This is a genomic window from Lysobacter sp. CFH 32150, from assembly GCF_022758295.1.
Lineage (GTDB): Bacteria > Pseudomonadota > Gammaproteobacteria > Xanthomonadales > Xanthomonadaceae > CFH-32150.
The window spans coordinates 403,919-429,593 of sequence record NZ_JALDWJ010000002.1; the positions used below are offsets into that span (position 1 = coordinate 403,919).

General features: G+C 64.7%; 26 protein-coding genes and 1 pseudogene. 11 read left to right on the top strand and 16 right to left on the bottom strand.

What is annotated here, in order from left to right; all coding sequences use genetic code 11:
- Window positions 1-11: 11 nt before the first annotated feature.
- From recX to MO486_RS05360, 4 genes are all read right to left on the bottom strand, one after another.
- On the bottom strand, window positions 12-512 hold the full coding sequence (gene recX / locus MO486_RS05345; protein ID WP_242905119.1) for a recombination regulator RecX: 501 nt from the start codon (window positions 510-512) through the stop codon (window positions 12-14).
- A 100-nt stretch (window positions 513-612) separates the two neighbouring features.
- The gene (recA, locus tag MO486_RS05350; protein WP_242905120.1) at window positions 613-1,650 is read right to left on the bottom strand and encodes a recombinase RecA; all 1,038 of its coding nucleotides are present in this window, start codon (window positions 1,648-1,650) and stop codon (window positions 613-615) included.
- Window positions 1,651-1,822: 172 nt separating this feature from the next.
- Window positions 1,823-2,464 carry a transcriptional repressor LexA gene (gene lexA, locus MO486_RS05355; protein WP_242905121.1) on the bottom strand — a complete coding sequence of 214 codons (642 nt, stop codon included), beginning with the start codon at window positions 2,462-2,464 and terminating at the stop codon, window positions 1,823-1,825.
- A gap of 118 nt (window positions 2,465-2,582) precedes the next feature.
- Window positions 2,583-3,080, bottom strand: coding sequence for a CinA family protein (locus MO486_RS05360; RefSeq protein WP_242905122.1), 498 nt, complete (start codon window positions 3,078-3,080; stop codon window positions 2,583-2,585).
- A 100-nt stretch (window positions 3,081-3,180) separates the two neighbouring features.
- On the opposite strand from MO486_RS05360, the gene mutS reads away from it, so the two are divergent.
- Window positions 3,181-5,718, top strand: a complete 2,538-nt coding sequence (mutS, locus tag MO486_RS05365; RefSeq protein ID WP_242905123.1) for a DNA mismatch repair protein MutS — start codon at window positions 3,181-3,183, stop codon at window positions 5,716-5,718.
- Window positions 5,719-5,811: 93 nt separating this feature from the next.
- Here mutS and MO486_RS05370 read toward each other — a convergent pair whose 3' ends face one another.
- From MO486_RS05370 to dksA, 3 genes are all read right to left on the bottom strand, one after another.
- Window positions 5,812-7,500: a type IV secretory system conjugative DNA transfer family protein gene (locus MO486_RS05370; protein ID WP_242905124.1), complete on the bottom strand. Its 1,689-nt coding sequence runs from the start codon at window positions 7,498-7,500 to the stop codon at window positions 5,812-5,814.
- Window positions 7,497-7,742 (bottom strand): hypothetical protein, encoded by a 246-nt coding sequence (locus tag MO486_RS05375; RefSeq protein ID WP_242905125.1) that lies wholly within the window; start codon window positions 7,740-7,742, stop codon window positions 7,497-7,499. Before MO486_RS05375 ends, MO486_RS05370 begins: the two co-directional genes overlap by 4 nt.
- A gap of 182 nt (window positions 7,743-7,924) precedes the next feature.
- Window positions 7,925-8,929: an RNA polymerase-binding protein DksA gene (dksA, locus tag MO486_RS05380; protein ID WP_242905127.1), complete on the bottom strand. Its 1,005-nt coding sequence runs from the start codon at window positions 8,927-8,929 to the stop codon at window positions 7,925-7,927.
- A gap of 92 nt (window positions 8,930-9,021) precedes the next feature.
- Between dksA and yidD the strand changes: the two genes are divergently transcribed.
- From yidD to MO486_RS05395, 3 genes and pseudogenes are all read left to right on the top strand, one after another.
- On the top strand, window positions 9,022-9,261 hold the full coding sequence (gene yidD, locus MO486_RS05385; protein ID WP_242905129.1) for a membrane protein insertion efficiency factor YidD: 240 nt from the start codon (window positions 9,022-9,024) through the stop codon (window positions 9,259-9,261).
- A 24-nt stretch (window positions 9,262-9,285) separates the two neighbouring features.
- Window positions 9,286-10,632 (top strand): dihydroorotase, encoded by a 1,347-nt coding sequence (locus MO486_RS05390; protein WP_242905131.1) that lies wholly within the window; start codon window positions 9,286-9,288, stop codon window positions 10,630-10,632.
- Between the two features lie 104 nt (window positions 10,633-10,736).
- A pseudogene (locus MO486_RS05395) lies at window positions 10,737-11,501 on the top strand (M23 family metallopeptidase); the annotation flags it as partial.
- Window positions 11,502-11,507: 6 nt separating this feature from the next.
- Here MO486_RS05395 and folE2 read toward each other — a convergent pair.
- From folE2 to efp, 7 genes are all read right to left on the bottom strand, one after another.
- A complete protein-coding gene (folE2, locus tag MO486_RS05400; RefSeq protein ID WP_242905132.1) occupies window positions 11,508-12,437 on the bottom strand; it encodes a GTP cyclohydrolase FolE2 in 930 nt (309 codons plus the stop codon).
- A gap of 81 nt (window positions 12,438-12,518) precedes the next feature.
- Complete coding sequence (locus MO486_RS05405; RefSeq protein WP_242905133.1) at window positions 12,519-13,241, bottom strand: squalene/phytoene synthase family protein; 723 nt, start codon at window positions 13,239-13,241, stop codon at window positions 12,519-12,521.
- A complete protein-coding gene (locus tag MO486_RS05410; protein WP_242905134.1) occupies window positions 13,238-13,927 on the bottom strand; it encodes a phosphoglycolate phosphatase in 690 nt (229 codons plus the stop codon). The genes MO486_RS05405 and MO486_RS05410 overlap by 4 nt, the downstream gene beginning before the upstream one ends.
- Window positions 13,924-14,652 carry a bifunctional 2-polyprenyl-6-hydroxyphenol methylase/3-demethylubiquinol 3-O-methyltransferase UbiG gene (gene ubiG, locus MO486_RS05415; RefSeq protein ID WP_242905135.1) on the bottom strand — a complete coding sequence of 243 codons (729 nt, stop codon included), beginning with the start codon at window positions 14,650-14,652 and terminating at the stop codon, window positions 13,924-13,926. The genes MO486_RS05410 and ubiG overlap by 4 nt, the downstream gene beginning before the upstream one ends.
- On the bottom strand, window positions 14,649-15,983 hold the full coding sequence (locus MO486_RS05420) for a TRZ/ATZ family hydrolase (RefSeq protein WP_242905136.1): 1,335 nt from the start codon (window positions 15,981-15,983) through the stop codon (window positions 14,649-14,651). Before MO486_RS05420 ends, ubiG begins: the two co-directional genes overlap by 4 nt.
- A 4-nt stretch (window positions 15,984-15,987) precedes the next feature.
- Window positions 15,988-16,209 carry a hypothetical protein gene (locus MO486_RS05425; protein WP_242905137.1) on the bottom strand — a complete coding sequence of 74 codons (222 nt, stop codon included), beginning with the start codon at window positions 16,207-16,209 and terminating at the stop codon, window positions 15,988-15,990.
- Window positions 16,210-16,212: 3 nt separating this feature from the next.
- Complete coding sequence (gene efp / locus MO486_RS05430) at window positions 16,213-16,779, bottom strand: elongation factor P (protein ID WP_242905139.1); 567 nt, start codon at window positions 16,777-16,779, stop codon at window positions 16,213-16,215.
- A gap of 125 nt (window positions 16,780-16,904) precedes the next feature.
- On the opposite strand from efp, the gene epmB reads away from it, so the two are divergent.
- On the top strand, window positions 16,905-17,915 hold the full coding sequence (gene epmB / locus MO486_RS05435; protein WP_242905141.1) for an EF-P beta-lysylation protein EpmB: 1,011 nt from the start codon (window positions 16,905-16,907) through the stop codon (window positions 17,913-17,915).
- Between the two features lie 148 nt (window positions 17,916-18,063).
- Window positions 18,064-20,145: an EAL domain-containing protein gene (locus tag MO486_RS05440; protein WP_242905143.1), complete on the top strand. Its 2,082-nt coding sequence runs from the start codon at window positions 18,064-18,066 to the stop codon at window positions 20,143-20,145.
- A 79-nt stretch (window positions 20,146-20,224) separates the two neighbouring features.
- On the opposite strand, the gene htpX is transcribed toward MO486_RS05440, so the two are convergent.
- The gene (gene htpX, locus MO486_RS05445) at window positions 20,225-21,121 is read right to left on the bottom strand and encodes a protease HtpX (protein ID WP_242905144.1); all 897 of its coding nucleotides are present in this window, start codon (window positions 21,119-21,121) and stop codon (window positions 20,225-20,227) included.
- 74 nt (window positions 21,122-21,195) lie between these two features.
- Between htpX and gluQRS the strand changes: the two genes are divergently transcribed.
- The 5 genes from gluQRS (at window position 21,196) to phbB (ending at window position 24,653) form a co-directional block, all read left to right on the top strand.
- The gene (gluQRS, locus tag MO486_RS05450) at window positions 21,196-22,107 is read left to right on the top strand and encodes a tRNA glutamyl-Q(34) synthetase GluQRS (protein ID WP_242905145.1); all 912 of its coding nucleotides are present in this window, start codon (window positions 21,196-21,198) and stop codon (window positions 22,105-22,107) included.
- Window positions 22,108-22,140: 33 nt separating this feature from the next.
- Window positions 22,141-22,881, top strand: coding sequence for a beta-ketoacyl-ACP reductase (locus MO486_RS05455; RefSeq protein ID WP_242905146.1), 741 nt, complete (start codon window positions 22,141-22,143; stop codon window positions 22,879-22,881).
- A 95-nt stretch (window positions 22,882-22,976) separates the two neighbouring features.
- The gene (locus MO486_RS05460) at window positions 22,977-23,231 is read left to right on the top strand and encodes a hypothetical protein (RefSeq protein ID WP_242905147.1); all 255 of its coding nucleotides are present in this window, start codon (window positions 22,977-22,979) and stop codon (window positions 23,229-23,231) included.
- 66 nt (window positions 23,232-23,297) lie between these two features.
- Window positions 23,298-23,783 (top strand): polyhydroxyalkanoate synthesis repressor PhaR, encoded by a 486-nt coding sequence (gene phaR / locus MO486_RS05465; protein ID WP_242905148.1) that lies wholly within the window; start codon window positions 23,298-23,300, stop codon window positions 23,781-23,783.
- A 129-nt stretch (window positions 23,784-23,912) separates the two neighbouring features.
- Entirely contained in the window at window positions 23,913-24,653 is a 741-nt protein-coding gene (gene phbB, locus MO486_RS05470) for an acetoacetyl-CoA reductase (protein WP_242905151.1), read from the top strand.
- Window positions 24,654-24,749: 96 nt separating this feature from the next.
- Here phbB and MO486_RS05475 read toward each other — a convergent pair whose 3' ends face one another.
- Window positions 24,750-25,667: a M48 family metallopeptidase gene (locus MO486_RS05475; RefSeq protein ID WP_242905152.1), complete on the bottom strand. Its 918-nt coding sequence runs from the start codon at window positions 25,665-25,667 to the stop codon at window positions 24,750-24,752.
- Between the last annotated feature and the right edge of the window lie 8 nt (window positions 25,668-25,675).

Genomic DNA, 25,675 nt, shown 5'->3' on the forward strand with positions numbered 1-25,675 from the left:
CCGGGAACAGCTCAGTCGTCCGGATCGAACCGGGTGGCGCTGCGGACGCTGGCCGCCTCGAAGCCGCGGCGGATCAGGAAATCGGCGGCTTTACGGCGCAGGTCGGGATCATCGGCGACGGCTGGGCCGAAGCGGCGGCGGACGAGGTCGCGCGCATTCTCGGCCCAGCCGCCGTCGAAGTCTTCGAGCACACGGCTGATCGCGTCACGACCCAGCCCGTGCATGCCCAGTTCGGCCCGGATGCGGACCGGTCCATAACCGGCGGCGGCGCGGTTGCGGACCAGGCTTTCGGCGAAGCGGGTGTCATCCTGCCAGCCGGCTTCACGCAATTTGGCAACGGCGGCCTGCGCATCGCCCGCTTCAATCCCACGAGCGGTCAGTTTGCGGGCGAGCTCCTTCTGCGAGTGCTCGCGTCGGACCAGCAGCCCCAACGCGCGCTGCGTCGGGGTGGGCTCGGGCCGCCTGCGCTTGGACCGGGTGTTTTCCGGCGGATCGGCACGATCCTCGCTCACACTTTTCTCTGACACGCTTTCCTCCGGTCCCGCTTCCGCCGGCAGGCCTCAAGCCGCTCCTCCCCTGCTGCCATCCTTGGCGACAGGGGAGGAACAGAACTCAAGCCTCGGGAAGCTCCACTTCTTCACGCTTGGCAACCACCACAGGCGGTGCCAGCTTCTCGCGCAGTTCGGCTTCCAGGCGGGTCGCGACCTTCGGGTTGTCCTTGAGGTACTGGCGGGCGTTCTCTTTGCCCTGGCCGATGCGCTCGTCGTAGGCGCTGTACCAGGCGCCGGACTTCTCGACCAGCTTGTGGTTGACACCCAGCTCGATCAGTTCGCCTTCACGGCTGATGCCCTCGCCGTACAGGATCTCGGTAATGACCTGCTTGAAGGGCGGCGCCATCTTGTTCTTGACCACTTTGATACGGGTCTCGTTGCCGATGATTTCATCGCCTTTCTTGACCGAGCCGATGCGGCGGATATCCAGGCGCACCGAAGCGTAGAACTTCAACGCGTTGCCGCCGGTGGTCACTTCCGAGCTCTGGCCCGGCATCATGATCCCGATCTTCTGGCGCAGCTGGTTGATGAAGATCACCATGCAGTTGCTGCGCTTGATGTTGCCGGTGAGCTTGCGCAGCGCCTGGCTCATCAAACGGGCCTGCAGGCCCGGCAGCTGGTCGCCCATTTCGCCTTCGATTTCGGCCTTCGGCGTCAACGCGGCAACCGAGTCGACCACCACCATGTCCACCGCGCCGGAACGCACCAGCATGTCGGCGATTTCCAGTGCCTGCTCGCCCGTATCCGGTTGCGATACCAGCAAGTCGTCGATGTTGACGCCGAGCTTCTGCGCGTAGATCGGGTCGAGCGCGTGCTCGGCGTCGATGAAAGCGGCGGTACCACCGCCTTTCTGGCACTGCGCGATGGCCTGCAGCGTCAGCGTGGTCTTGCCCGAGGATTCCGGCCCATAGATCTCGACTACGCGCCCCTTGGGCAAGCCGCCGATGCCGAGCGCGACGTCGAGCATCAGCGAACCGCTGGAAATGACCTCGGCGGCCTCCACGGCGCGGTCGCCCATGCGCATCACCGAGCCCTTGCCGAACTGCTTGTCGATCTGGCCCAGGGCGGCTGACAGGGCGCGCTTTTTGTTCTCGTCCATCGTGGAGTCCTCAGCTGATATGAAGGTGTGTAGGCGTGATGGGAGGGATGCTAGGGCGCCGCTGTCGCGCAGGCTGAGACAGCAACGTCCGGCAGCAAAAATAGTTGTCGACGGCATGAAGCCACCACCGGCGAACCGCCCGGCCGCGTGTCGGAAAAAGCCGCACGCGTCTTCATCGATTCGGCCTCACCAGCCCGCAATACAGGCCTTCGATGGCGAAGTCCTGGTCGGGTTGCACTTCAATCGGCGCGTAGTCGGGATTGCGCGGCAGCAGGCGGATGCGGTCCTGGCTGATCTTCAGCAGTTTGACCGTGATCTCGTCGTCGACCCGCGCCACCACGATCTGGCCGGAGCGCGCATCACGCGTGCGGTGCACGCCGATCAGGTCGCCGTCGAAGATGCCTTCGTCGCGCATCGAGTCGCCCTTGACCTTGAGCAGATAGTCGGGCGCCGGGGTAAAGAAGACGCGGTCGAGCAGCACGTAATCGTCCGAGCCAATGTCGGCACCGATCGGCGTGCCGGCGGCGACCCGGCCCAGTACCGGCAACCGCAAGGTGTTGTCGCTGCTGGCTTGCAGCGTCAGCTCCTGCTGCGGCGGGACCGGCATCTGACACACCCGGATCCCGCGTGCCCGCCCGGGAATCCGTTCGATCGCGCCCGCCGCTTCCAGCGCTTCCAGATGGTATTGCGCACCGCGGACGCCCTTGAAGCCGAAGGCCCTGGCGATCTCGGTTTGCGACGGCGGCATGCCGTCGGCCTCGATCCGCTCGGCGATCATGGCGAGAATGCCTTGCTGGGTTTCGGTCAGATCCATGGTTAGTAGTAATACTACTAACGAATCATGAGTGCAACCCCAGGGGGAGCGGCTATGGCCACTTGCCCTGACAGGGGAAGCTCGCGGCTATAAGCCGCTCCTACAGGTTCGGTGGCCTCTAATCGACCAGCGCGCCCAACCCCTGCAGGGCCGCAGCCACCGTCTGCCGGCGCACGGCCTCGCGGTCGCCCTCGAAGTGGAACAACTCGGCCTTGGGATAGCCGCCACGGCGTTTCCAGGCGATCCACACCGTCCCGACGGGCTTGTCCGGCGTACCTCCGCTCGGCCCGGCAATGCCGGTGACCGCGACTGCGACCGTGGCGCCGGAATGGACCAGCGCGCCCGACACCATTTCGATCACGGTTTCGCGACTGACCGCGCCGAAGTGCTCGAGGGTTTCCGGGCGCACGCTGAGCAGTGCCTGCTTGGCCTCGTAGCTGTAGGCCGCGAGGCCGCAGTCGAACCAGTCCGACGAGCCGGCGATGTCGGTGACGGTCTTGGCGATCCAGCCGCCAGTGCAGCTTTCGGCGGTAACCAGCCGGTGCCGCGCGTCGCGCAGGCGAGTACCTAGCGCGTCGGCGAGCGCGTGTAGTTCGATATCGCTGGGGGCGTCCATCTCGATCGCGGCTTTCCGGCAAACTAGGCGGCCGTTTTATCCCATGTATTGAGAACAAGGAAGCGCGCCGCGGATGTCCCTCGAGCAACACACGCCCCTGATGAAGCAATTTTTCGCCGCCAAGGCGGAACACCCGGACGTGTTGATGTTCTTCCGCATGGGCGATTTCTATGAATTGTTCTATGACGACGCGCGCAAGGCCGCGCGGCTGCTCGACATCACTTTGACCCAACGCGGCGCTTCTGCGGGACAACCGATCCCGATGGCTGGCGTGCCGGTGCATGCCTATGAAGGCTATCTGGCGCGGCTGGTCGCGTTGGGCGAATCGGTGGCGATCTGCGAGCAGATCGGCGACCCCGCACTGGCGAAGGGACTGGTCGAACGCAAAGTCGTCCGCATCGTCACGCCGGGCACGGTCACCGACGAGGCGTTGTTGAATGAACGTCGCGACACGCTGCTGCTCGCGTTGTCGCGCGGCAAGCAAGGTTATGGGCTGGCATGGGCCGATCTAGCCAGCGGCCGTTTCCTCGTTAATGAAGTCGACAACGACGATGCGCTCGAAGCGGAGCTCGCGCGCCTGCAACCCGCCGAACTGCTGCTGCCGGACGAAGAAGGTTGGCCGGTGGCCGTGCTCGAACGCAACGGCCTGCGCCGACGCGCACCGTGGCTGTTCGATGCCGACAGCGGCCGCCGCCAGTTGCTGCAATTCTTCGGTTTGCATGATCTTTCCGGTTTCGGCATCGACGACAAACCACGTGCGATCGCCGCCGCCGGCGCCCTGCTCGGCTATGTCGAGGAGACGCAGAAGCAGCGCCTCCCGCACCTGACCGCGATTGCAGTCGAGGCCAGTGATGGCGCGATCGCGATGAACGCAGCGACACGCCGGCACCTCGAACTCGACAGTCGCATCGATGGCGACGTCAAGGCGACGCTGCTCGGCGTACTCGATTCGACGATCACCCCGATGGGCGGGCGCCTGCTGTGGCGCTGGTTGCATCGCCCGCTGCGCGACCGACGCGTGCTCGGCGAACGCCATCATGCAGTCGCCACGTTGATCGATCAGCGCACTGACGACACGTTGCGCGAAACCTTCCGTGCACTCGGCGATCTCGAACGCATCCTCACCCGCGTCGCTTTGCGCAGCGCGCGTCCACGCGACCTCAGCACGTTGCGCGATGGCCTCGGCCTGTTACCGGCGTTGCGCGAAATCCTGGCGCCGCTCGACTCCCCTCGCCTGCAGGCGTTGGCCGCAGAACTGGGCGAGCATGGCGAACACGCCCACCTGCTGGCATCCGCGATCGTGCCGCAGCCGCCGGTGCTGGCGCGCGATGGCGGCATTTTCGCGGAAGGTTACGACGCTGAACTCGACGAGTTGCGGCGGCTGTCGACGCATGCGAACCAGTTCCTGATCGACCTGGAAGCGCGCGAACGTGAGGCCAGCGGCATCGCGACGCTCAAGGTCGGCTACAACCGTGTGCACGGTTACTACATCGAGATCAGCAAGGGCCAGTCCGACAGGGCGCCCACGCATTACACGCGGCGACAGACGCTGACCGGCGCCGAGCGTTACATCACCGAGGAATTGAAGGCGTTCGAGGACAAGGTGCTGTCAGCGCGCGAACGTTCGCTGTCGCGCGAGAAGCTGCTGTACGAAGGCCTGCTCGATGCATTGAATGAACGCCTGGAGCCACTGAAGCGTTGCGCGGCAGCGCTGTCGGAGCTCGACGTGCTCGCAGGCTTTGCCGAACGCGCGCAGGCGCTGGACTGGTCGCAGCCGCAATTGAGCGATGTCCCGGGGTTGCGGATCGAGCGCGGCCGCCACCCGGTAGTGGAAGCGGTACGCGATGAGCCGTTCGAACCGAACGATCTCGTCTTCAACGACACCATCCGCATGCGGGTGATCACCGGTCCGAACATGGGGGGCAAGAGCACCTACATGCGCCAGAACGCGCTGATCGTGCTACTCGCGCACATCGGCAGTTTCGTACCGGCGACGCTCGCGGTGATCGGGCCGATCGACCGCATCCTCACCCGCATCGGCGCCGGCGACGACCTCGCGCGCGGACAGTCGACCTTCATGGTCGAGATGGCCGAAACCTCGTACATCCTCCATCACGCCACCAGCGAATCGCTGGTGCTGATGGACGAGATCGGCCGCGGCACGTCGACCTACGACGGTCTCGCCCTGGCAGACGCCTGCGCACGTCACCTTGCAGCCGTGAATCGCAGTTACACGCTGTTCGCCACGCACTATTTCGAACTCACTGCACTTGCCGAGCCCGGCAGCGGGATCGCCAACGTGCATCTGGATGCCGTCGAGCACGGCGACGCATTGGTGTTCATGCACGCGGTCAAAGATGGACCAGCCGACCGCAGCTTCGGTCTGCAGGTCGCCGCCCTCGCCGGCCTGCCAAAAACCGTTGTGCGACAAGCACGTGGGCGCCTGGCCGAACTGGAGCAGCAAGGGCGCGATGCGCCGTCCACGCCGATGACCGCACAGGCGCTGGATGCGCCGCAGCAGATTGGTTTGTTCACGCCGACTTCGGCCGCGCTGGAAGCCCTCGCTGCGCTCGATCCGGACGAACTGACACCGAAGCAGGCACTCGAAGCCATGTACCGGCTCAAGGCCTTGCTGTAAGGGTGGCACCGGGGGGCGGGCCCATTCCCACATCCGTCTCCAAGCAAAGCCCGCGTCCAGTACTGGAGCGACGGCTGCAGCCTCCAATCCGCGTCAGATGTCTAGCCTTGGCACTTCCACTTTTGGAAGCAAGCGTGACGTGAAGTGTCGGTCTTGGAAGTACTTGATCTTGTCGCACATCACAGGATGCGGAATCCCCTCGTACAGGAATACTTCCTTATCGAATCCCATTGCCTTGAGTTCCTGCGGCAACATGAGCGCGCGGCGCTCCTCGGATTCGCTGCGCGAGACTTCGCGGCCACGGGTGACGTTCTGCTTGCGGACGGTGGTATAGCCCAGCATGTCCGAATAATCATTCGCGTCCTGCTGCTCACGCGGCGCATAGATGATCTGGAGGGCATGGTTCGTAATGATCGTCCGCGAAACATCCTTGCCGTAGACGGCATCGAGCTGCGCCATGCTTTGGATGATCGGCAGCAGACGGATGTTGTACCCGGCCATGTAGGCGACCGCCGTGGCGATGATGTCCACCTTGCCTATCGAAGTGAACTCATCCATCAGCAACAGGCACTGGTGCTTGAGTTCCGGATTCTTCTGCGGCAACTCCTTCGTATTGAGATTGATGACCTGGCTGAAGAACAGGTTGACGATCAAGCGGCTTTCCGCAAGCTTGTTGGGCTGGATGCCGACATAGATCGTCATCCTTTTCTTGCGCAGGTCGGTCAGCATGAAGTCATCGCCGCTCGTCGCAGCATCGAGGACCGGGTTGATCCAGGCATTGAGCGGCTCCTTCAATGTGCCCAGGATCGACGAGAATGTTTCATCCGCCTGCGATAGCAGGTTCGCGAATGCCGAACGCGCATTTCCGCTCAGGAACTTCCTGCTTGAAAGGGCCTGGAAATAGGCCTTCAGCTGGGTTCCATCCCCGGACGAGAGGCGGTAGACGGCGCCGAGCGTCGGTGCACATTGAGCGCCGGGAAAGCCGCTGTCCCGCTCGTTGTCCCAGTTCTCGAACAGATAGAGCGAAAATGCCATGAACGCGTTGCGCGCCTGACTGACCCAGAATTTCTGATCGTCGGCGCCATCGGGATACAGCATTGCCGCAATGCTCATCAGATCCGACACGCGGAACGCCGGATCGCGCGACACGTATGAGAGCGGATTCCAACGATGCGTCCGCCTGTCTTCTGCAAACGGATTGAACAGGTAGATTTCCTGACCTTGGCTTGCACGCCAGCCGCTGGTCAGGTCGAAATTCTCTTGCTTGATGTCGAGAACGACCATCGACTCCTGGTAATCGAGGAGGTTTGGAATAACGACGCCAACGCCTTTGCCCGATCTCGTCGGTGCGGCCAGAATCACGAATTGCTGGCCACCAAGACGAACGAGGTTGCCGTTGAACTTGCCGACGACGATGCCGTTCGGTGACGGCTTGAGCATGCCGTGCTTCGCCAGATCGCTGGCCCGGGCAAACCGGGCATCGCCATGCATCGACTTCTTCGCAGGCTTGAGGATCAGGACCAGGAGTGCGAAATAGCCGAGCAAAGGCAAGCCGAAACCGACGTAGCCGCCAACCTTGATCTTGCCTACGTACGGCCTGACCTCTGGCAGGTCGATTGCCTTGAGATAGCCAAGGTAGGTATCCCACTCCAGCAAGCCGGTATTGAGCTTCAGCAGGAGCAGTGTCAGAAACCCGGAGAAGTAAGTCCCCGCAGCCAATGTCCCCAGCGCCAAGGCCAGCGCCAGGATCAACTTTTGATTGCTCGCTGCCATGAGGCTCATCGCCGGACTCGATTCGGCCGGATCGACACTGGTGGCGTGGAAGTGGGAAAGCGATCTTTCTCGATCAACACTTCGACCCAGGCCTTGGCATCATCCAAGGTCAATTCATGCCGGAGCTTGGCCCCAGCCGAGTTAAGAACTGCATAGGCGAAGACCCGTTCGGGTTCGTATTGCTCTTCTGACGTCAGGGCGACGACTTGGTAGTGCCCTTTGATGAAGAGCGGATGGCTGTAATCCGTCACTGGCGTAGCTCCATGCGTACCAGTGGATCATGCAACGTGGCCCATGTCCGCTTCAAGCTTACGGTGCGCATTGCGATGGCTCACATGCCATTCGCGGGCTCGAGCCAGGGCGGTGAATCGTGACCGCACAAAACAAAAGCCCCGCGAAAGCGGGGCTTTGTTTGCTTGGCGATGATGACGGCCTAATCGCCCATTTGCTTCTGCAGGTGTTCCCACCGTTCCTGCTCGTCGATCGTGCGCTCGGCGGTCAGGCGCGCTTCCAGGCGCTCCAGGCCGATCTCCTCGCCCGAGTCCACGCTGAAGCCGTACTCGCCCGAGTCCACGCGCTTGAGCGTGCTGTCGATCTTGCCGATCAGCTTGCGGTAGCGGTCGCGGGTGCGCAGTTCCAGCGAGTTCTCGGTTTCGCGGGTGGCGCGCTCGGCTTCGTCACCGACGTCGCGCACTTCGTCCTTGAGGTTCTCGATGGTCTGCTTGGATTCCTCGACCAGGTCCGCGCGCCACGACAACAGGCGCTGACGGAAATACTCGAGTTGCAGGGCGCTCATGTACTCCTCATCCGACGACGGCACGTAGCCGTTCGGCACGATCGGGCGGCCCGTGTTGTCGGTCTTGTACGGGACGACCTTGACCTTGGTCTTGGGCGCGGGCGTCTGCGGCCGGGCGATGACGGCGACGGCAACTTTGCCGATCGGGCGTGGGCGCGGCGCCACGATGGGCTTGGCGACTGGAGCAGGCGCTGCCTTGGCCGGGGCCTTGGCAGGAGCGGCTGCCTTGGGCGCGGGGGCTTGCGGTGCAACCGTCTTGGTGTCGGCTTGCTTGCCCACGACCGGCTTGGCAGCAGCCGGCTTGGCGACCGGTGCGGTCTTGGTCGCTGGCTTGGCCGCCGGCTTCTTGACGGCTACTGGCTTGGCGGCTGGCTTTTTGGCCGGAGCGGCGGCTTTCTTGGCCGCAGGCTTGCTTGCAGCAGGCTTCTTCACCGCGACCTTGGCCGCAGGTTTCTTGGCGACTGGTTTCTTCGCCGCAGCCTTCTTGGCGACCGGCTTCTTGGCCGCCGCGGCCTTCGCGGCTGGCTTCTTGGCTGCAGGCTTACTAACAGCCGGCTTCTTGACGGCCGCCTTCTTGGCAGCGGGTTTACTGGTCTTCTTGACGGCCTTGGCGGCCTTCTTCGCGGGTTTCTTCACTGCCACGTGCGATGGTTCCTTCTCTTCCCTTGGACGGGAAAGCGCGCTGTTATACCCTGCCCCGCCAATAGCGGCAACCCGCGCGAGCACCGTGCGTTATGCCGCATTACGGACTTGTGATCGACCATCTCCTCATTGCTTGCCTGCGCGCGTACAAACGCTGGCTCAGCCCGTTGCTGGGGCCGCGTTGCCGGTTCGTGCCCACCTGTTCCGAATACGCGATCGAGGCCATCCAGCGTTTTGGCCCCTGGCGCGGCGGCTGGCTGGCGCTGCGCCGGATCGGTCGCTGCCATCCGCTGCACCCGGGTGGGCACGACCCCGTGCCTCCGCGCTCCTAACAACTCCCGTCAGGACACCGAAACATGCCGTCAACGCTGATCGTCAACGCCCGCCTGGTCAACGAAGGTCGCGAATTCGACGGCGACCTGCGGATCGAAGGCGGCCGCATCGCGCAGATCGGCAGCGGGTTGAAAGCGCGCGACGGGGAAACCGTCGTCGAGGCCAACGGCCGCCGCCTGCTGCCCGGGATGATCGACGACCAGGTGCATTTCCGCGAACCCGGGCTGGAATACAAGGCCGACATGGCGACCGAATCGGCGGCCGCGGTCGCCGGCGGGCTGACCAGCTTCATGGACATGCCCAACACCAGCCCGCCGACGCTCGGTGCGGACGCGCTGGAGGACAAATACCGCCGCGCCGCCGGCCGTGCCTGGGGCAACTACGGCTTCTACCTCGGTGCCAGCAACGACAACCTCGCCGCGATCCAGCGCCTCGACCCGCGCAGCGCGCCCGGCGTGAAAGTGTTCATGGGCGCCTCGACCGGCAACATGCTCGTCGACAACCCGGCGATCCTCGATGGCATCTTCCGCGATGCACCGACACCGATCATCACGCATTGCGAAGACACACCGATGATCGACGCCGAGCTTGCGCGCTACAAGGCGCAGTACGGCGACGACATCCCGGCACGGTTCCATCCCGACATCCGCTCGCGCGAAGCCTGTTTCAAATCGACCGAACTGGCGATTTCGCTGGCACGCAGGCATGGGACGCGCCTGCATGTGCTGCATATCAGCACCGCCGACGAATTGGCGCTGTTCGAAACCGGCCCGTTGATCCGCGCCGACGGCAGCCGCAAGCAGATCACTGCCGAGACCTGCGTGCATTTTTTGCGCTTCGACCGCTCTGATTACGAGCGCCTGGGCAACTTGATCAAATGCAATCCCGCGATCAAGGACGCCAGCGACCGCGAAGCGCTGGTGCGTGCGCTGGCCGAGGACGTCATCGACGTACTCGCCACCGACCACGCCCCGCACACGCTGGAGGAAAAGGCGCGGCCCTACACGTCCGCGCCGAGCGGCTTGCCGCTGGTGCAGTACGCGCTGAATGCCGCGCTCGAACTGGTGCACGAAGGCCACCTGACCACTGCGCAGGTGGTACAGAAATTCGCGCATGCGCCGGCGCAGCTGTTCGACGTGCACGAGCGCGGCTTCCTGCGCGAAGGTTATGCCGCCGACCTGGTGCTCGTCGACGACACGCCGTTGACGGTGCGCCGCGAAGACGTGCTGTCGAAATGTGGCTGGTCGCCGTTCGAAGGCACCACGTTCCACTCGCGCATCGCAACCACCTGGGTCAACGGCGTGGTGGTTTGGGACGGCAGCCGGCTGGTCGGCGCACCGCAGGGACGGCGCCTGGAGTTTGCACGGTGAGGTGCTGGGGCATCGTCGCCTGCGCGATGATGCTGGCGGCGTGCGCATCGACGCCGCAGGCGCCACCGATGCGCCTCGACAACGTTGCGCCTATACACGCCACCGTACTGCCCACAACCGCCTCGCAAGGCGCACTGGTGATCGGCAGCGCCCAGCCCAACGCTACGGTGACGGTGGGCGAACGCCAGTTGCGCGTATCGCCGGACGGTCGCTTCGTGTTCGGCATCGGTCGCGATGCGAGCGGTGAGCTCGTCGTCTCGATCAAACAACCCGGCACCGGCACGATCGAGCATCGCATCGCGATCACCCCGCGAGACTGGCCAATCGAACGCATCGAAGGCGTTCCACCGGAAACGGTGAACCCGCCACCGGAGATCGCCGCGCGCATCGAGCGCGAGCAGGCACTGGTGGTGGCGGCGCGCACGCGGGACGACGACCGCAACGATTTCACGCAGGCGTTCATCTGGCCGGTGCAAGGCCGGATCAGCGGTCGGTTCGGCAACCAGCGCATCTACATGCTTCCGGACGGCAGCGGTGCGCCGAAGTCACCGCATTCGGGCATGGACATCGCCGCCGACGCGGGCACGTCGGTGAAAGCACCGGCGGCGGGCGTGGTGACGTTCGCCAACCTCGATCTCTACCTCACTGGCGGCACGCTGCTGATCGACCACGGGCACGGGGTCAGCTCGAACTTCCTGCACCTGTCGCGGATCGACGTCCAGGTCGGCGACCGGGTCGAGCAGGGCCAGGTCATCGGTGCAGTCGGCGCAACCGGGCGCGCAACCGGGCCGCACCTGCATTGGGGCATGAACTGGTTCGACGTGCGGATCGATCCACTACTGGTGCTCGAGGGCACCACCACACGTTGATCGATGTCAGGCGGGATTGCGCCCGGAGACCCGGGCCACCGCATCGTGTGGATGCAGGCTCTCGAAATGCGCCACCGTGATGTCGTAACGCTCGATCCGCGCATCGGCGGATAGCGCTGCGGCCACGCGGCGAGCGGCGTCCTCGCAGAACATCAGGTTGGCGGCGTTGAGTTCGGCGAAGGCCTGTTCGTCCTCGCGCTTGACAGCGGTCTGTACCGGCGTGCCGAGCGCAGCTTCGATCGCATCAACCAGCGCCAGCAACGGCAGTTCGTCGAACGCCGGGCGCAATTCCACGCGCACTTCAGCGCGGCTGCGCTGCGCGTGCGGCGTGGCGGCGAGTCCGCGCTCCGAAGCCAGCCAGTCGCGTACGACGTGCGTGGACAACGGCCGTGCCGCGGCGAAGTCCTCGGCGAAACGTTCGGCATTCAGCTGGCGCGACAACGCGGCCGAGGCCGGACAGGTGCTGGAATATTCGACGGAGAATCCAAGCGTCAACTGCAGATGGCCATCGCGTAATTCCGCATCGATCTCGACCGGATAACGCTTCCAGCCGACATGCCCGCTTTCCAGCGCTGCGCGTTGCAGCAGGTGTTCGTAGCGCACGCGCAACCGCGCGCGCGAGGACAGGCCGTTCTGTGACTCGATGAAGCCCTGCAGCACGCGGCGCAGGCCTGGTGGCGTGATCGCTTCGCTTGCGAATGCCTGCTGCAGTTGCAGGTACAGCCGCGACATATGGATACCGCGGGCATCGGCATCGCGCAGGTCGACGGCGACATCGACCGAGGCCGCCACTTGCACGGTGTTGCCGTCGGCATCGTGGATGCGGACCGGCAGCGCGATCTTCTCCATGCCGACCCAGTCCAGCGGACGCGCCAAGGCAGCGGCATCGTGGGCGACGTCGGGCAAGGTAGCGGGCGTGGTCGGGGACGTGGACACGGCAGTCGTTCAGCTGGATCGGACGAGGGGCATTGTAGCGGCCAAGGCACGAACGCTCGCGCAACGCTGTGTCCGCCAGGGTCAGCTGCGGGCGGCGCGCCAGGCTGCGAACAGGGTATTCCAGCGCGGCAGTGGTACATCGGCCGGGCTGCCGGAAGCGAATCGCTGCAAGCGCCCACGTACCAGCGCCGCCTGGATGCGCCCGGGGCGCGAACCTTCCTGCGGCGGTGGCCAGCGCTGCAGGAGCTCATTGGCCCAGTGACGCACTACGACATCCGGCGCGGCCTCGCTCAGGCGCGCCCGCAGGTGCAACGGCACCGCGGCCTCTCCGCCCTGGAGGACACGCTCGGCGAGCAGGCCGACGACCACGCTGGCATAAGGCGCAGGTGCCTCGCTGGCGAAAAGCGTCGCGGCGATGCCAGCGACGGCCTCCGCGAATGGCTCCAGCTCGGCGATCGCCTGTTCGGCATCGGTTTGGCGTTCGCGACTCGCGCGCAGCGCTGGCAAGCAAGCCGCGAGCAGTTGCCAATGCGCGGACTGGCGCTGCAATACCGCGCCGAGCGGATGCCGGCGTCGGCCCTGGGTCCAGCCGTGCAATTCCTCGGCCCACCACGCCAGTTTCGCTTCGCCAGGGCGCGGATCGCTGCCGCCCCAGGCGGCGTCGGTCAGTTCCTGACGCAGCGCGAACCAGGCCACTGCCGTGTCGCGTTGCGCATGCGGCACGAACACTTCGGCGATGGCCCATTCCGGCCAGCGCGCGCGCCATTTTTCAACGAAGCTGGCCGGCGCTTGCGGATCGGTCATTGCGCGCTTTCTGAAAGTTTGCGCGGCCAGATCGCCGCATCGAGCAGGTCCTGCGGCGCTTCGACCAGCACATCACCACCCCACTCTGCCGGCTCATCGTCGGGCAAGCGATAACCCCACAGCGCTACCACCGACGGCATGTTCGCGCTGCGCGCGGCGACGATGTCGCGTTCGTCATCGCCGACGTAGACGCAGTCTTCGACCGCGACATACAACGTCTGCGCGGCGTGCAGCAACGGCAACGGATGCGGCTTGCGTTGCGGCAAGGTGTCGCCGCCGATCAGGATGGCGCAACGCGTCTGCCAGCCGAGCATCGGCAGCAGCTGCTTCGCCAGGTATTCAGGCTTGTTGGTGACGATGCCCCAGCGCCCGCCGTCGGCTTCGATCGCGCCCAGCAGCCGTTCGATGCCGTCGAACGGGCTCCCGTGCTTCGCCAGTTCGAGTTCGTATTGCGCGAGGAACACCGGGACCAGCGCCTCGCGCTGTTCGTTCGCCATGTCCGCGAACGCTGCCGCCAGCATCGCGCGCGCGCCTTTCGACACGTGCGGACGCAATGCGTCGAGCGTCATCGGGGCCGCGCCACGCTCCGCGCGCATCACGTTGACCGTGGCCAGCATGTCGGGGGCGCTGTCGAGCAACGTGCCGTCGAGATCGAACAGGACCAGGCGTGGGAACGTGCAATTCATTGCGGCTTCAACGCGCTGACGAGGTAATTGACGTCGGTGCGACGGATCACCCGCGCCGCGTTGCGCCACGGCTCGTACATCAATCCGCTGACATCCTCGAGCTGCAGCCCGGCCTGCCGCAGCCAGGTCGCCAGCTCGGAGGGCTTGATGAAGTCGCGGTACTGGTGCGTGCCCTTGGGCAGGACGCCGGCAATGTATTCGGCGCCGACGATCGCCAGTGCGAACGCGGCTGGCGTGCGGTTAAGCGTGGAGACGAAGAGGCGCCCACCAGGTTTCAGCAGCGTGGCGCATGCAGACAACACCGATGCAGGTTCCGGCACGTGCTCAAGCATCTCCATGCAGGTGATCGCATCGAAACTGCCGGGCTGTTCCGCGGCCAGCGCTTCGGCGGAACAGAGTTTGTAATCGACGTCGACGCCGGATTCGAGCCGGTGCAGCTTCGCGATTTTGATCAGGTCGGGGGCCAGATCGAGCGCGGTCACCTTCGCGCCTTCGCGCGCCAGTGCTTCGCTCAGCAAACCGCCGCCGCAACCGACATCGAGCACTGCCGCACCACGCAGGGCGACGCGTTCGGCGACGTAGCCAAGGCGGGCCGGATTCAACGCGTGCAGCGCCTTCTGCGGACCTTCCGGATCCCACCAGCGATTGGCCAGGGCACCGAACTTGTCGAGTTCGGCCTGGCTGAAATTGCCTTCTCGAAGCTGGTCGTCGCGCAGTGTGCTCATTCGCCCACCCGGATCGCGACGATGCGGTCGCGCCACTGCCGGGCGTTCGCGACCAGCGCGGCAGTATCGATGTCGATCAGCATGCGTTCGCGCAACTTGCGCTTGCCCGCGATCCAGACATCGCTGACCTGGTGGCGGCCGCAGGCATAGACCAGTTGCGAGATGGCATGGTGCAACGGCTGGGTCTCGAGTTCGCCGAGGTCGACGCAAACCAGGTCGGCCTGCTTGCCCGGTTCGATCGAGCCGACAAGGTGATCGAACCCGAGCGCGCGCGCACCACCGAGGGTGGCTGCATGCAGAGCGGTCGCGGCATCGAGGGCGGAAGCGTCAGCGGCCACGGCCTTGGCCAGCAGCGCCGCGCTACGCATTTCACCGAACATGTCGAGGTCGTTGTTGCTGGCAGCGCCATCCGTGCCGATGGCGAGGTTGATGCCCGCGCGCTGCACGTCGGCGGCGCGGCAAAAACCCGATGCGAGCTTGAGGTTGGATTCCGGGCAATGCACCACGCTGACGCCACGTTCTGCGCACAGCGCGATCTCGGCGTCGGTCAATTGCGTCATATGAACAGCGATCAGGCGGTCGTTGACCAGGCCAAGGCGGTCCAGCCGCGCCAAGGGGCGCTGGCTGTGCTGTTGCTGGGATTCGGCGACTTCGTGCGCGGTCTCGTGCACGTGGCAGTGCACCGGCACATCGAGCTGGTCGGCGAGCATGCGGATGCGCTCGAAGTTCGTGTCCGACACCGTGTACGGCGCGTGCGGTGCGAATGCGGTCGCGACCAGTGCATCGTTGCGCCATTGGTCATGCACTTCGCCGGCGCGATCGAAGTATTCATCGGACGACTTCGCCCATGCGGTGGGGAAGTCGATGATCGGCAGCCCGACGCGCGCACGGAAGCCGTGGCGGTGGTAGACCGCGGCCTGCACATCGGGGAAGAAATAGTTCTCGTTGCAGCAGGTCGTGCCGCCGCGGAGCATCTCGGCGATGGCCAGCGCCACCCCGTCGGCGACGAACTCCGGCCCGATCACCGCACCTTCGATCGGCCAGATATGGCCCTGCAGCCACTGCATCAGCGGTAGATCGTCGGCGACGCCGCGCAGCAGCGTCATCGGGTTGTGGGTGTGGGCATTGACGAGGCCGGGGATCAGCGCGGCATCCGGGCGCGAGACGGTTTCCTTCGCCTCGAAACGCAGGCGCGCTTCGCCGATCGGCAGCACGGCGACGATGGCGCCATCGCGCACTGCGACGGCGTGGTCTTCCAGCACCACGCCGTGGGGCACGACCGGCACGACGTGGCCGGCTTCGATCAGGAGGTCGCAGGCTTCGCGCTGCATGCGCTTACCAGAAGCCGAGGCCGAGCGCGTAGGTCAGGCCAAAGGCACCGGCACCGAACAGCAGCCAGGCCAGGATCATCAGCCGCAGCGCTTCGCCGTACGACAGCGCACGCACCTGGGCCGGGAAGATGCGCGGCAGTGTGGTGTTCCACAGCCACACCACCGCGCCAGCTGCGAGCAGGACGCCGAAAAGCCAGACGACCAGATAACCCAGCGTCGATTCCATCGCTTATTTCACGCGGCTGACGTATTCGCCGGAACGGGTGTCGACCTTGATCACCTCATCCTGGCCGACGAACAACGGCACGCGCACGACGGCGCCGGTTTCCAGCGTGGCCGGCTTGCCGCCACCGCCAGAGGTATCGCCGCGCACGCCCGGGTCGGTCTCGACGATCTTCAGTTCGACGAAATTCGGCGGCGTCACCTGGATCGGCGTGCCGTTCCACAGAGTCACCACGCAGGCTTCCTCGCCCTTCAGCCATTTGGCGGCATCGCCGACGCCGACCTTGTCGGCCTGGACTTGTTCGAAGGTTTCCTGCTGCATGAAGTGCCAGTGCTCGCCGTCGGCGTAGAGGAACTGCATGTCGGTGTCCACCACGTCGGCCACTTCGACCGAGTCCGTCGCCTTCATCGTCATTTCGACCACCCGGCCGGACTTGATGAAGCGGTATTTGATGCGGGTGAAGGCCTGGCCCTTGCCCGGCTTGACGTATTCGGTCTCGGTGATGATGCACGGCTCGTTGTTGACCAGGATCTTCTGTCCGGTCTTGACGTCGTTCATGCCTAGGCTGGCCATGTAGGGGTGCTCCTAAATTGATGCAATCTGCTGAGCCATCCGTGGGACGGCTAAAATGGTGGGCTTGGGATTTCCGGCGACGCCGGAGCGCCCAAAAACATGCTCGGAAAACAGCCGGACGCGACATGATACCCGCAGCCCCCCTCCAGATGCAGCCGCCACGCTGGCAACAGCTGTGGCGCGAGGCCGTGCGCGACCCATGCGAACTGCTGTCGCTGTTGGGCCTGGAGGCGCTTGCGACGCGGATTTCCGGCACTGCTGCCAATGGGTCGTTCCCGCTGCGGGTGCCGCGTGGTTTCGTCGCACGGATGCGCCATGGCGACCCGAACGACCCGTTGCTGCGGCAGGTTCTGCCGCTGGATGACGAGGATCGCATCGTGCCGGGTTTCGACCTCGACGCTGTCGGCGACGCCGCCGCGCGCACCGGACACGGCGTGATCCAGAAGTATCGCGGCCGCGCCCTGCTGATCGCCACCGGCAGCTGCGCGGTGCATTGCCGCTACTGCTTCCGTCGGCATTTCCCGTACAGCGAGGAAACCGCCGCAGCGGGCGGTTGGGGTGAGACCGTGGCGCTGATCGCCGCCGACGCCAGCATCGATGAAGTGATCCTCTCCGGTGGCGACCCATTGTCTCTGGCGACGTCAAAGCTGGCCGAGTTGACCGCCGCCCTAGCTGCGATTCCGCACCTGCAGCGCCTGCGCATCCACACCCGACTGCCGGTGGTGCTGCCTGAGCGAGTCGACGATGGCCTGATCGCATGGCTGCGCACGCTGCCATGGCCGGTCACGGTGGTCATCCACGCCAACCACGCCAACGAATTCGATGACGACGTCGATGCCGCCCTGGCACGGCTGCGCGCCGCTGGTACCACCTTGCTCAACCAAGCGGTGCTGCTGCGCGGGGTCAACGACTCGGTCGACGCCCTGGTCGCCCTCAGCGAACGTGGCTTCGCAGCCGGAGCACTGCCCTATTACCTGCACCAGCTCGACCGCGTCGTCGGCGCCGCGCATTTCGAGGTCTCCGACGACGACGCCCGCGTCCTGCACACGGCGTTAGCGGCACGTTTGTCAGGTTATCTGGTGCCGCGCCTCGTTCGCGAAGTGGCGGGCGATCCGGGCAAGCGTCCGTTGTTGTGACGCGTGCGCATGGACCTGAACCCGCTGTTCATGTCATAACTGAACAATAAGGGCACAAACCGTCCGACCTGGACAAAGACTGACCCGCCGAGTCTGGCTTGGCCTGTTTTCAGTGTTGCCGGCTCATTGGTTGCGGAGAGAGGTGCGGATGCGATTCAACAAAGACAGCGTGCTGCGTCTGCTCATCGTCGACGATAGCGTGGAAGCCGCCGAGGCCATCGTCAGCGGCCTGCGCAACGATGGGATCGCCGTGCGCCCGACGCGCCCGGAAAACGAGGCCGAACTGGCCACGCAGATCGCCACGCAGCCGTTCGACCTGGTGGTGACGGCGCGCGATTCCCGATCGCTGCCGCTGGAGATCGTCACCAGGGCCGTGGACGGCAGCGGCAAGGATCTGCCGGTGCTGCTGCTGGTCGATCGCATCGACGATGCCGTGGTCCTCGAAGCCCTGGAGCGCGGCGTGCGTGGTATCGCCCTGCGCGGCCGCATCGACCACGTGCAGGCGGTGGTGCGCAATGAATGGGCCGACCTCGAAGCACGACGCGCGCAACGCCTGCTGGAAGCGCAGGTGCGCGAGACCGAGCGCCGTTGCGATGCGCTGATCGACTCCTCGCGCGACCCGATCGCCTACGTGCACGAAGGCATGCACATCCGCGCCAACGTGGCCTACCTGGAGATGTTCGGCTTCGATTCGTTCGAGGACATCGAAGGCATGTCGCTGCTAGACCTGGTGGCGCCGGCGCACGTCGACGAATTCAAGAAAGTACTGAAGAAGCTGTCCAAGGGCGAAGTTCCGCCGCCACACTACGAGCTGGAAGGACGCGACCTCGAAGGTAACCACTTCCCCGCGGTGATGGACTTCACTCCCGCGACCTACGAAGGCGAGCCCTGCGTGCAGATCGTGTTCCGGCGCCAGGAAACCGATCCGGAACTCGCACGCGAAGTCGAAGCGCTGCGCCAGCGTGACCAGGTCACCGGCCTGTTCAACCGCGGCACCTTCCTGCACATGCTCGAAGGTGCGGTCGCCGAAACCGCACAGAACGGCGCGCACCACGGCCTGCTGCTGCTGGAGCCCGACCATTTCGTGAAGCTGGTGCAGGAGATTGGCTTCGACGCCGCCGACAACCTGCTGGTGAGCTTCGCCGACCGCCTGCGCAGCGTGCTCGGCGAGCACGATGTCGCCGCGCGCTTCGGTGAACACCAGTTCGCCGTGCTGCTGCGCAACAGCGACTACGCCCGTACCACGCAAGTCGCCGAGAACCTGCGCGCCGCTTTCGCCGACCATGTGCTCGAGGTTGGCGCGCGCTCGCTCAACGCCACCACCAGCGTCGGCGGCGTGCAGATCGGCGAGAAGATCGCCAGCGTCACCGCGGTACTGGCCAAGGCCAACCAAGGGGTGCAGTCCACGATCGGCGTTGGCGGCAACCGGGTCGAGGTGTTCGATCCGGCCGCGGTCGACCGTGCCGAAGTCGAGCGCGTGCAGGCCTGGGTTGCGCGCATCCAGACGGCGATCGAAGGCAACGGCTTCGTCCTGCACTACCAGCCCGTCATCAGCCTGCGCGGCGAACCCGGCGAGACTTATGAAGCCCTGCTGCGTATGCAAGGGAGTAGCCCGGGCGAACTGGTGCAGCCGAATTCGTTCCTGCCGATCGCCGAGGAACACGGCCTGCTGTGGGAAATCGACCGCTGGGTGGTCGGCCGTGCAATCGCGGTGATCGCCGAACGCGGACGCGCTGGCAAGCGCACCACGATGATGGTGAAGATCACCCAGGCCTCGTTGCAGGACGACACCCTGGTGCGTTTCATCGGCGAGAAACTCAGCGCACACGACGTCCATGGCGGACTGCTGGTGCTGGAATTGCCGGAGGCCAAGGTGTTCACGCACCTGCGCCAGGCGCAGGATTTCCGTGCTGCGGTCGCGCAGTTCGGGTGCCGCGTCGGCCTCGAGCAGTTCGGCGCCGGGTTGAACTCATCCCAGCTGCTGACCCACTTCGGCCCAGCGATGGTCAAGATCGACCGCGGCTTCATGCAGGAGCTGACCAGCAACCCCGACAACCAGGAGAAGATCCGCGACATCGCAGGGAAAGCCAGCGCCGCCGGCACGCTGACCATCGCCGAGTTCGTGCAGGACGCGGCCAGCATGACCTTTTTGTTCGGCAGCGGCGTTGATTACGTGCAGGGATACTTCCTGGCAGCCGCCGGGCCCGAAATGAATTACGAGTTCGAATAGGCCCGCTGACGCGCGCAAAGAAAAAGCCCGCCATCCGGCGGGCTTTTTCATGCTCGTTCGTGCCGACCGATACAGCCGCTCAGGTCACCACGCCCTGCCGCACCGACGCCTCGGGACGCGCATTGCGCAGCGCGGTGATGCGTTCTTCCAGCGGCGGATGACTCATCAGCAGGCGCTTGAGACCGTGGCCAACGCCGCCGCTGATACCGAACGCGGCAACCTGCTTCGGCAGCGTGCTTTCGCCATAGGTCAACGACAGGCGTTCCAGCGCGGCGACCATCTTGTCGCGACCGGCCAGCTTGGCGCCGCCGGCATCGGCTCGGAACTCGCGATGACGCGAGAACCACATCGCGATCATGCTGGCGAACAGGCCAAACACCATGTCGAGCACGAACACGATCACGTAGTAACCAATGCCGCCACCCTCACGATTGCCGCTGAGGTAACCGTCGATCACCCGGCCGACGACGCGCGCCAGCACGATCACGAAGGTGTTCAGGACGCCCTGCAACAACGCCATCGTCACCATGTCGCCGTTGGCGACATGGCTGACTTCGTGGCCCAGCACGGCCTCGGCCTCATCGCGGTTCATCGCCCGCAGCAGGCCGGTGGAGACGGCGACCAGAGCCTTGTTGCGGTTGGCGCCGGTGGCGAAGGCGTTGATCTCGGGGGCGTCGTAAATCGCGACCTCGGGCATGCCGATGCCGGCTGCCTGCGCCTGCCGCTGCACGGTCGAGAACAGCCACTGCTCCGACTCGTTGCGCGGCTGCTCGATCACGTGGGCACCCGTGGTGCGCTTGGCGATCCACTTCGACATCAGCAGCGAGATGAACGAGCCGCCGAAGCCGAACAACGCCGCCATGATCAGCAGGCCGCCGAACTGCTGTGGATTCACGCCGAGGACCGACATCACCACGCTGACCAGTGCCAGCACGGCGAGGTTGGTGGCCACGAACAAGGCTATGCGATTGAACATTGTCATTTTTCCGTGCCGCGCACCTCGCGGCCTTATTCGCAAAATGTGGCAAGACTCGATTAAATTCAAGTGAGATGAGTCTTCCGTCCTACTGCGGCCGCTTCGCACCCTCCCCGACCGGACCGTTGCATTTCGGTTCATTGCTGGCTGCGTTCGGCAGCTGGCTGCTGGCGCGGCATGCGGGTGGGCAGTGGCTGGTGCGGATCGAGGATCTGGATCCTCCACGCGAAGTCGCCGGTGCCGCCGAGGAACAACTCCACACGCTCATCGGGTTTGGGCTGGCATCGGATGGCAAGATTCTGCGCCAGAGCGAACGTGGCGCGGTCTACCAGGCTGCGCTCGACCGCTTGCTTGCGGAGGGCACCGCGTTCGCCTGCCATTGCAGCCGCAGCGACCTCGCCAGCAATGGAGGCATCCATCAGCGCTGCGTCGCCACCACGCACCGACATGGCCGTTCTAAGCAAGGGCCGGCGATCCGGTTGCGAGTGCCCGCGGGTACGAGGCTGTGCTTCGACGACGCCGTCCAGGGCCGGATCACCCAGGACGTCAGCACCGAGGTCGGCGATTTCGTGCTCAAGCGCGCCGACGGTTACTGGGCCTACCAACTCGCGGTGGTCGTCGACGATGCCGCTCAAGGCATCACGGACGTGGTGCGCGGCGCCGACCTGCTCGACTCGACGCCACGGCAGATCCTGCTGCAGCGTGCGCTCGGCTTGCCGACGCCACGTTACACGCACCTACCCTTGGTGATCGACAAGGCAGGCCGCAAGTTGTCGAAATCGCTGGCGGCCTTGCCGATCGATGCGGGCGATCCATTGCCGGCTCTGCGCGCGGCATGGCAGGCGTTGGGACAGCCCCCCGCGGCGCTGGCACATGTCGATACGGTGGCGGATGCACTTGCCGCCGCGCAGGATGCATTCGCGCCGCAACGCATCCCCAACGCACCCATTGCACTGCACAACATGCGTGTCACGGATGCTGTCTAGAATCGATGGTCCTCAATTGGAAAGGAGCAGGTAATGACAGGACGGGTAGCGTTGGTAACGGGTGGGACCGGCGGAATCGGCACGGCGATCTGCAAACGCCTGGCAGCCGCGGGCCACAAAGTGGCGACCAACTATCGCAATGAGGAAAAGGCCAAGGCCTGGCAGGCGCGGCTGCGCAGCGAAGGCTTCGAGATCGCACTGGCCAAGGGCGACGTATCCACCGCGGAAGACGCCGAAGCGATGGTGCGCGAAGTCGAACGCCAAGTCGGCCCGGTCGACATCCTCGTGAACAATGCCGGCATTACCCGCGACACCACTTTCCATCGGATGACCTCACAGCAGTGGAACGAGGTGATCTGCACCAACCTCAACTCCTGCTTCAACGTCACCCGCCCCGTGATCGAAGGCATGCGCGAGCGCAAGTGGGGACGGATCATCCAGATCAGTTCGATCAACGGACAGAAAGGTCAGTACGGCCAGGCCAACTACGCCGCGGCCAAGGCGGGCATGCACGGCTTCACCATCTCGTTGGCGCAGGAAAACGCACGTTTCGGCATCACCGTGAATACGGTTTCACCCGGCTATATCGGTACCGACATGGTGATGGCCGTACCGGAGGAAGTGCGCAACAAGATCGTGGCGCAAATTCCCACTGGCCGCCTCGGCGAACCCGAGGAAATCGCATACGCAGTTTCGTTCTTCATCCCCGATGAGGCAGGCTGGATCACCGGCGCCAACCTGTCGGCGAATGGTGGCCAATACATGGGGTGGTAACCATGGCTCATTGACGTCGCGCTTGAGGACGTCGAGCGGCAGCTGCGCCAGAACGCCGCTGCGCATGCAAAGGTTGGCATGTACCTGGAACACGCATGGAAAACAGGGACAACGCCGATGAGGCGTTGTCGCTATTCCGTGTCGACGACTTGGAGCGCTGCAAGCATCGAATGAACAGCGTCCATGCCGATGCGCGGCGGCATGATCCGGGCGCCAGCCTGCCGCAGCTGGCATTCCTCGATGGCGACTGCTCTATGGCGCCTGAGGGAAAACCCTCATGGCGGGCAAAAAATGAACGCACCCACTACGTGCCGCGGGCAAAATCCGTGATCATGACCTGCGGGGCTTGACAGATAAGTTGCAACCCGTGCTGCACTGCGCCATGCTCCACGCAGTCGTCTGCCCGGGTCCACCGCATGTCCGCAACGCGCGTCATCAAGAAATATCCGAATCGCCGTTTGTACGACACCGAAATTTCGAGCTACATCACGATCGAAGACGTGCGCCAGCTGATCGTCGACGGCGAGGAGTTCGAAGTCCGTGACGCCAAGACCGGCGAGGACCTGACCCGGCAGGTGCTGCTGCAGATCATCGCCGAGCACGAGCAGGACGGCGAACCGATGCTGTCCACGCAGTTGCTCAGCCAGATCATCCGTTTCTACGGCGACTCGTTGCAAGGCTTCATGGGCAGCTACCTCGAGCGCTCCATGCAGATGTTCCTCGAGCAACAGCAGCAGTTCCGCCAGCAGATGAGCGGACTGATCGGCCAGGCGCCGTGGACCATGCTCAACCAGCTCACCGAGCGCAACCTGGAACTATGGAAGGAGTTCCAGCAGAACCTGGTCGGCGGTATCGGACGGCCGGCCGCGCAAAAGCCGAAGGACACCGCCAAATCGCGTTGACGGCGGCTTGCGCTGGGGCGACCTTTCGCAAAATCATGCCGCCTGTCGCAAAAGCGATGCGGTCGGTGCGTTGACCCGACGCACCCGCGCGCGTATGTTGCAGCGCAACAATTCCCCGGTTTCCATCCCATGAGCAAACGCGTAGCCGTCGTGACCGGCGGCATCGGCGGTCTCGGTACCGAGATCTGCAAATCCCTCGCCCGTGCCGGGCGCACCGTGATCGCCGCCGATCTCGGGGCACGCGCCGAACGCGTCGCGGAGTTCCAGCGTGAAGTCGATGGCCTCGACGTCCGCTTCGAAGCCGCCAACGTCGGTGATTTCGATGCTTGCGGCGCACTGGTGCGCAAGCTCGAGGCCGAACACGGCACGCTCGACATCCTCGTCAACGCCGCCGGCATCACTCGCGACACCACGCTGCGCAAGATGGAGCGGACCGACTGGGATGCGGTGTTGAACATCAACCTCGACGGCGTGTTCAACATGTGCCGGTACGCGGTCGACGGCATGCTCGCTCGCGGCTTCGGCCGCATCGTCAACATCAGTTCGGTCAACGGCCAGACTGGCCAGTTCGGCCAGACCAACTATTCCGCGGCGAAGGCCGGCATGCACGGCTTCACCATGGCGCTGGCGCGCGAAGTCGCACGCAAGGGCGTCACCGTGAACTCGGTATCGCCCGGCTATTGTGAGACCGCGATGGTGATGGCAGTGCCGGAAGAGGTCCGCACCAAGATCATCGACAGCGTGCCTGTCGGCCGGCTCGGCAAGCCGAGCGAGATCGCGCGTACTGTCGAGTTCCTCACCGCCGATGAGGCTGGCTTCATTACCGGCGCGAACATCCCGGTGAATGGCGGCCTGTTCATGAGCTTCTGATTTTGTTTTGATTTTTGTGGGAGCGACGTAAGTCGCGATAGACGGCTAAGAAGCTCGCGACTTACGTCGCTCCCACAGGATCAGGCCGAAGATCGATCAATGGGCGCCGACGGCAGCCCCGCCCTCCCGGCAATACTTCGCCCGGTATTCCATCGCCTTCGGCATCAGCGACTGCAGGTTCTGGATGCGCGTGCCGGGATTGGGGTGCGTGGACGCAAACTCCGGCTGCCCGGCGCCACCGCTGGCTTCGCTCATGCGTTCCCACAGCGGCACCGCTTCCTGCGGGTTGAAGCAAGCCGCCGCGGCCAGCATCAGGCCCACGTAATCGGCCTGGGTCTCGTGCTTGCGCGCATACGGTAGCAGCACGCCGTAGCCCATTGCGGCCATCACCATCTGTTGCGAGCCGGCATCCATGCCGCTAACCGCACCACCCATCTGCACGATCTGCCCGACCTTCTGCTGCGTCATGCGCTGCGCGCCGTGGCGCAGCAGCGCGTGGGCGATCTCGTGGCCCATGACGATCGCCATCGCGTCGGTGTTCTTCGCCACATTGAACAGGCCGGTGTAGACGGCCATCTTCCCGCCAGGCAGGCAGAACGCGTTGACCTGGTCGGACTGGATCACGTTCACGTCCCACTCGAAGCCGCGCGAGATGTATTGCGGCGGCTGGCCGGTTTCCGCCGCCAACGCGGCCTCGACTTCATCCGTCTTGGCGATCAACCGCTGGGCGATCTCGCGAACCTGCCTCGCTGCCGGGGAATTGGGATCGACCGGGCGCTCCTGCGACAGGATTTCCTGATAGGCCTGCAGCCCCAGCGCTTCCTCGTCCTCGACCGACAGGGTCTTGTCGATCACCGCTTTCTCCCCAGTGTAGGGATCCACGGTCTGGTTCGAGAACCAGTAGTACGCGGCATAGCCAGCGAACAGCAACAGAACCCACCAGCGGATACCGCCGAAACCGCGCCGCTGCCTGCCGCCTGCCTGCGCCTGGTTGCCGAACGGATCGATCCTCATCTGCCCTC